We start from the raw sequence: 4,577 nt of genomic DNA on the forward strand, positions 1-4,577 counted from the left end.
TGAGACGAACGGCCGTCGTCGCATAGGCGTCGCTCAAAGGATTCTTCTGCACAGACAGGTACGCTTCCACGGCATGAGTCAAGGCGTCCATGGCGGTGGCGGCGGTCAGGACCTTTGGAAGGCTTTGGGTCATGCGCGGATTCAGCACGGCCACATTTGGAAAGAGATGGCTGGACACAAAGGCCATTTTGACGCGCCTTCGCAGGTGCGCGATGACCGCCACGTGCGTCACCTCGGAACCCGTATCAGCCGTGGGGGAATGACGATCAGGGGTTTGAGCGGCCCCTGAATGCGGTCGGCTCCGCAAAACTGCAAGAGGTCGTCGCCGCCGTAACGTGCCAGAACATTGACCGCCTCTGCCGTATCGATAACCGAGCCGCCGCCGACGGCCACCAGGCTATCGCATCGGCTTTGGCGAAAGACGTCGGCTGCTTCGCGAACCACGCTGACCGATGAATCGGCTGGCGCCTGATCGTAGACGGCTCCCACGACGGCTTCCGAATCCCGGAAAGCGGTCGTCACGTGCTCCAAAAGTCCTGCTTTGGCCACGCCCAGGTCGGTGATCAACAAAGGGCGCGAAACGTCCAGTCTTCTCAATTCGTAAGGCACATTTTCCAGTGCCCTGGGGCCTGAAAGGATTTTGACGGGACGATGAAATTCAAAATAAGAAGCGGTCATGGGTGGGCTCCTTTTTCGCGAACTGTAAACCACACGCTGGAAACGTTCCCGGTGGCCGTCTCTGAACCAGCATAGAGGATTTGAAAGGGGGCGCATCTGCCCGTTACAAGCCCAACGTGCCCAACTGCGCGGTCAGCATGCGATAGGCCGTATCCATGTTTTTAAAGCCGATGATCAGATCGGCTTCCCGTTCCGAAACCGTATCGCCGATAGCGCGCAGTCTCTTGCCGGCGTCCACTTTGAGCGCCATTCGCGGTCCGTAGGGAAGCACCTTGAACAAGAGGGTCAGCCCTTGAGGCCACGAGGCCAGTTCTTTTTGAAACACGGCGTCGTGTCGCGACGCCCATTGCACGGCGCGCCCGAGAATCCCCAAAAAAGGCTTGCACCACAAAAGTTTTTCCCGTGTTTCGGCCGGGGACGGGTCCGAGCATAGGGCTATACGCGGGGGACCAGTTTCAATCTTTTTAAGGTCTTTTCCAGGGGCATGCCGTTTCTGTTGTAGCCTCGAAGTGCGTAGTAGCGCTCCAGCATGGAATCCAGAGCGAGCCGCTGCGGGGTGGTGGAGGGCGGCGGCGTCTCCGGACATCCCCACCGAACCATGCGGTGCCATAAACTCCCTTTCGCCGGCCCTGCCGCGACATCGCAAGGCCGAGCTTCTTCAAGGATTCTCTCGGGCAAGGTGTCGTCCTTTTGGCGAACGCCTTCCAGGACGTTGAGCAGGCGTTCCAGGACGACGATGCGGTCGCCGGCTTGCAAAAATGCCCTGGGGCTCAAGGGGTGCCCGTAAAGGGTTTCGAAGAGCCGCGTGTACCCGCGAAGATCCATCAAACGCACGGCGATGGCGGGAAAGTTTGCATGGTCCAGGCCAGAATGGGCTTTGGCGTCAGGCGCGCGATGGGGGCTTTTAATAGGTGGGCGTAAGTGGTGAAAAGGCAAGTGGGCAATGCATTGATGCCCGCATAGAGGCTTTCAAAAAAGCGCACAAAATGCGCTTTGGCTTTGGAGGTTCGAGGTTTCAAGAACCCAAGAGAAGCCTCCAGAGGGAATAGGGTGGCCGACAAATGGCATCCACCCCGTTTGGCTACGGCATAAGCCAAACCCTGGCCCCAGGCGCCTCGAGGATCATAGGCCGGAAGTTCCAAGCCTTTGACGTGCATGGCAAAGGAGCGGCCTTTGTACGTTTCCAAAAGACGGCGCATTCCTTGAGCCATTTTGTCCCCAAGGCCCTTTCGGCAAGCAATGCTTTCAATGGCTTGGGAAACCCCTTCCGCGGACCCGAAACGCAGCGGCGATGCCATCAGCCCTATTTCAGAGGCCTCCATGACGTACCCCAAAACGCCGCCGCAGGAGATCGTATCCAATCCCAAGCGTCCGCACTGTTCGTTCCAGGCGGCGATGAGCTCCGGATCGAAAATGCCCAGGTTTGTTCCCAGCAGTCCCACGGTTTCGTATTCGGGAAGCTGACGGACCTGTCGATCCGAGAAATTCCCCTTATGCCCGCACTGGATGGTGCAAGGTCGACACGTGCTGGGCTTGGCGCCGAAACGCTCCCTCATGGTCCAGCCGCTCACATGCTGCCACCGGGCATCCTGACCGTCCTGAAAATTGTGAATAGGTAAGATTCCTGAGGCGTTGCACAGGTCCACATGGCTGGCTGTTCCGGCGTTTCGGTATAAATGCCCCGTGAATCTGTTGCGATGAATGTAGGCCGTGGCCAGCCGGCACACCTTTTCGAAACTCTGAGGGTCCGCGGGAAGAGGCCGTACGGAGCCTCCTCGAACCACCACGGCCTTGATCCCTTTGGAACCCAAAACCGCGCCGAAGCCGCCTCGGCCAAGAAACCGATGCCCGGAAGCGATGTTGGCGAAAAGGACCAGGTTTTCTCCGGCCGGCCCGATGACCAGATCGCCGTCCTTGGGCCCAGGATTGAGAGATGCTTGAGTCGTGGGAATGTCCTGTCCCCAGAGGTGTTCGGCGGAATGAAATTCCACGAGCAACCACCACACCGGCGAAAACCGCCAGAACATTTTTTGGCCTCAAAGGATCTATGCCCGGCCGCATGCGTTCGGCACAATAGCGCAAGGCCAACCCCTAGCCGCCTAGACACAAGCGGCGATCTACTGTGGAAATATGAAAAATGCGGGTGGTGGGGCTCGATAGATGGACTTCCAACACACGGTCGCCGTTTTCTACCTTCGGCAGCATATGAGCTCCTTCTTCTAGGAATCCCCCGCAGGCTTGTCCGTCCGCGTTTTGTGGAAGCGTCGCAGGCCGTGAACCATTATGGCGCGGTGGATCCAAAGCCCCCAGCTTGGCCGACATTACCTCATATAGGAGCGGCGCAAGCCGCGACGCCGGATCGCGCCTTGCGGCGCTTCTGCAGAATGCAATCCAAACGGCCCCAAAGAGCCATTCTCGGACAGGCTCGTGGGGCCCTGAAAGAGTCATTCTTAGACCTGTTTGTTCAGATTCACCCTGCGATTCCCCTCGTGGCCTGGTGTTGAAACCAGTCAAAGACGATCTGCGCTAGCTGCACAGTCATGTCCACAATGCGCGGACCCGCTCGACAGGTGAGCCCGCACGGTAAAACATGAATGTGCCCGGATCGCATGGCTGAACAGTGTGCCCACACCGCATCGTGCAGAAGAAGCGGCTCGATGCTCGGTTCACAAAAAAAGATGATATCGGGATTCCAGGCCGTGACCTGTTCGGGCGCAACCCTTTCGTATGGGGCGGCTTGAGGACCCAAAAGGTTTCGTCCCCCTGCGCGTTCAATGACGTCGTATTGAAAAGCACCAGGCCCGACGGTGATGAGCGGGTGCCAATGCATGATGCGAAATATCTTCGGTCGCACAGCGTCAGGGATACGGGCCGTTAATTCTTCCACCGCCTGCAGACGATCCGCCAGACGTTCCACAAGGCGGGCTCCGACCGTCGGCCTCTCGAGGCATTCAGCCAATTGCCTCATCGCGCGCAAAGCCTCCTTTACCGTGGCTGGATCGCTATGAAAAACCGAAAGGCCTTGACGGCGCAGCCATTCGGCCATTTCCTCTTGATGGCTGCCGAAGGTGCACAGCAGATCAGGTGCGACGCGACAAAGGGCTTGTAGGTCCGGCGAAGCCCAACTGCCGTAGGTCGGCAAACGGCGTACCTTTTCTGGAAAGTCGCAGTCTTCGGACACACCCACGAGAAGGTCCATGGCTTCAAGAGCCGCAATGGTTTCCGTATGGGTGGGAGCAAGGGAAATCACCCGCATGGCATGCCTTTTCATGTGGCATCAGCCCATGACGACGGGCGCCAAAAACCTTTTCCTATGATCGAATCGGCGCGCGTTGCGCTGAAAAGGAGCCTTTTATGCCTTTTCACGTAGAGGTTTCACCTTTTTCCGAATAACACAGCCCTTGGGTTTCTGTCGATGAACATGTATGCAGAGCCTTGAAATTCCCGAGCTGTCGGTCCATATGAGCGTCGCTGGGTACGCCGTTGAAGTCCTTGGATAACCGCTACGGTCAGAACGGCGCACGCCGCGACGACATTGGAGAAAGGTGATCCCGGCCCTTTTGGCTTCAGGATCCATTCCTTTGCTCATGGAGCCCGTCCGAAACATTCCCGAAGCGCCCCCGGGAACCTACTGGGACGGAGGACTGACCGACTACCACGTCACGGTGCCGCTGCGCCCCACCCGTGACTGTATTTTCCTTTACCCGCATTACACAAACCGCCTCATTCCCGGCTGGTTTGACAAGCGGTCTCACGCACGGAGGCCGAATCCTCAGCACCTGGACCATGTGCTCCTGATCGTGCCCTCCCAAGATTTCGTCTCTTCACTGCCCTACGGTAGGATATCGGATCGCAAAGACTTTTGGATTTTTGCCGGGCAGGATTCCCAAAGGCTGCGG

At 58.0% G+C, this 4,577-nt stretch carries 5 protein-coding genes and 2 pseudogenes; 1 reads left to right on the top strand and 6 read right to left on the bottom strand.

Features of this window, described 5'->3' with window-relative positions:
- The 6 genes and pseudogenes from ACUVSA_RS14490 to ACUVSA_RS14515 all read right to left on the bottom strand — a co-directional run.
- Positions 1-223 (bottom strand): annotated as a pseudogene (locus ACUVSA_RS14490) (iron-containing alcohol dehydrogenase); the annotation flags it as partial.
- A 5-nt stretch (positions 224-228) separates the two neighbouring features.
- Positions 229-678 carry an iron-containing alcohol dehydrogenase gene (locus tag ACUVSA_RS14495; protein ID WP_445895361.1) on the bottom strand — a complete coding sequence of 150 codons (450 nt, stop codon included), beginning with the start codon at positions 676-678 and terminating at the stop codon, positions 229-231.
- Positions 679-781: 103 nt separating this feature from the next.
- A complete protein-coding gene (locus ACUVSA_RS14500; protein ID WP_445895362.1) occupies positions 782-1,069 on the bottom strand; it encodes a hypothetical protein in 288 nt (95 codons plus the stop codon).
- Positions 1,070-1,113: 44 nt separating this feature from the next.
- Positions 1,114-1,503, bottom strand: coding sequence for an aldehyde ferredoxin oxidoreductase C-terminal domain-containing protein (locus ACUVSA_RS14505; protein ID WP_445895363.1), 390 nt, complete (start codon positions 1,501-1,503; stop codon positions 1,114-1,116).
- Positions 1,503-2,684: an aldehyde ferredoxin oxidoreductase C-terminal domain-containing protein gene (locus tag ACUVSA_RS14510; RefSeq protein WP_445895364.1), complete on the bottom strand. Its 1,182-nt coding sequence runs from the start codon at positions 2,682-2,684 to the stop codon at positions 1,503-1,505. The genes ACUVSA_RS14505 and ACUVSA_RS14510 overlap by 1 nt, the downstream gene beginning before the upstream one ends.
- A 464-nt stretch (positions 2,685-3,148) precedes the next feature.
- Positions 3,149-3,949 (bottom strand): ABC transporter substrate-binding protein, encoded by an 801-nt coding sequence (locus ACUVSA_RS14515; protein ID WP_445892658.1) that lies wholly within the window; start codon positions 3,947-3,949, stop codon positions 3,149-3,151.
- A gap of 274 nt (positions 3,950-4,223) precedes the next feature.
- On the opposite strand from ACUVSA_RS14515, the pseudogene ACUVSA_RS14520 reads away from it, so the two are divergent.
- Positions 4,224-4,577, top strand: a pseudogene (locus ACUVSA_RS14520) (patatin-like phospholipase family protein); the annotation flags it as partial.

The organism is Desulfosoma sp., from assembly GCF_052743555.1.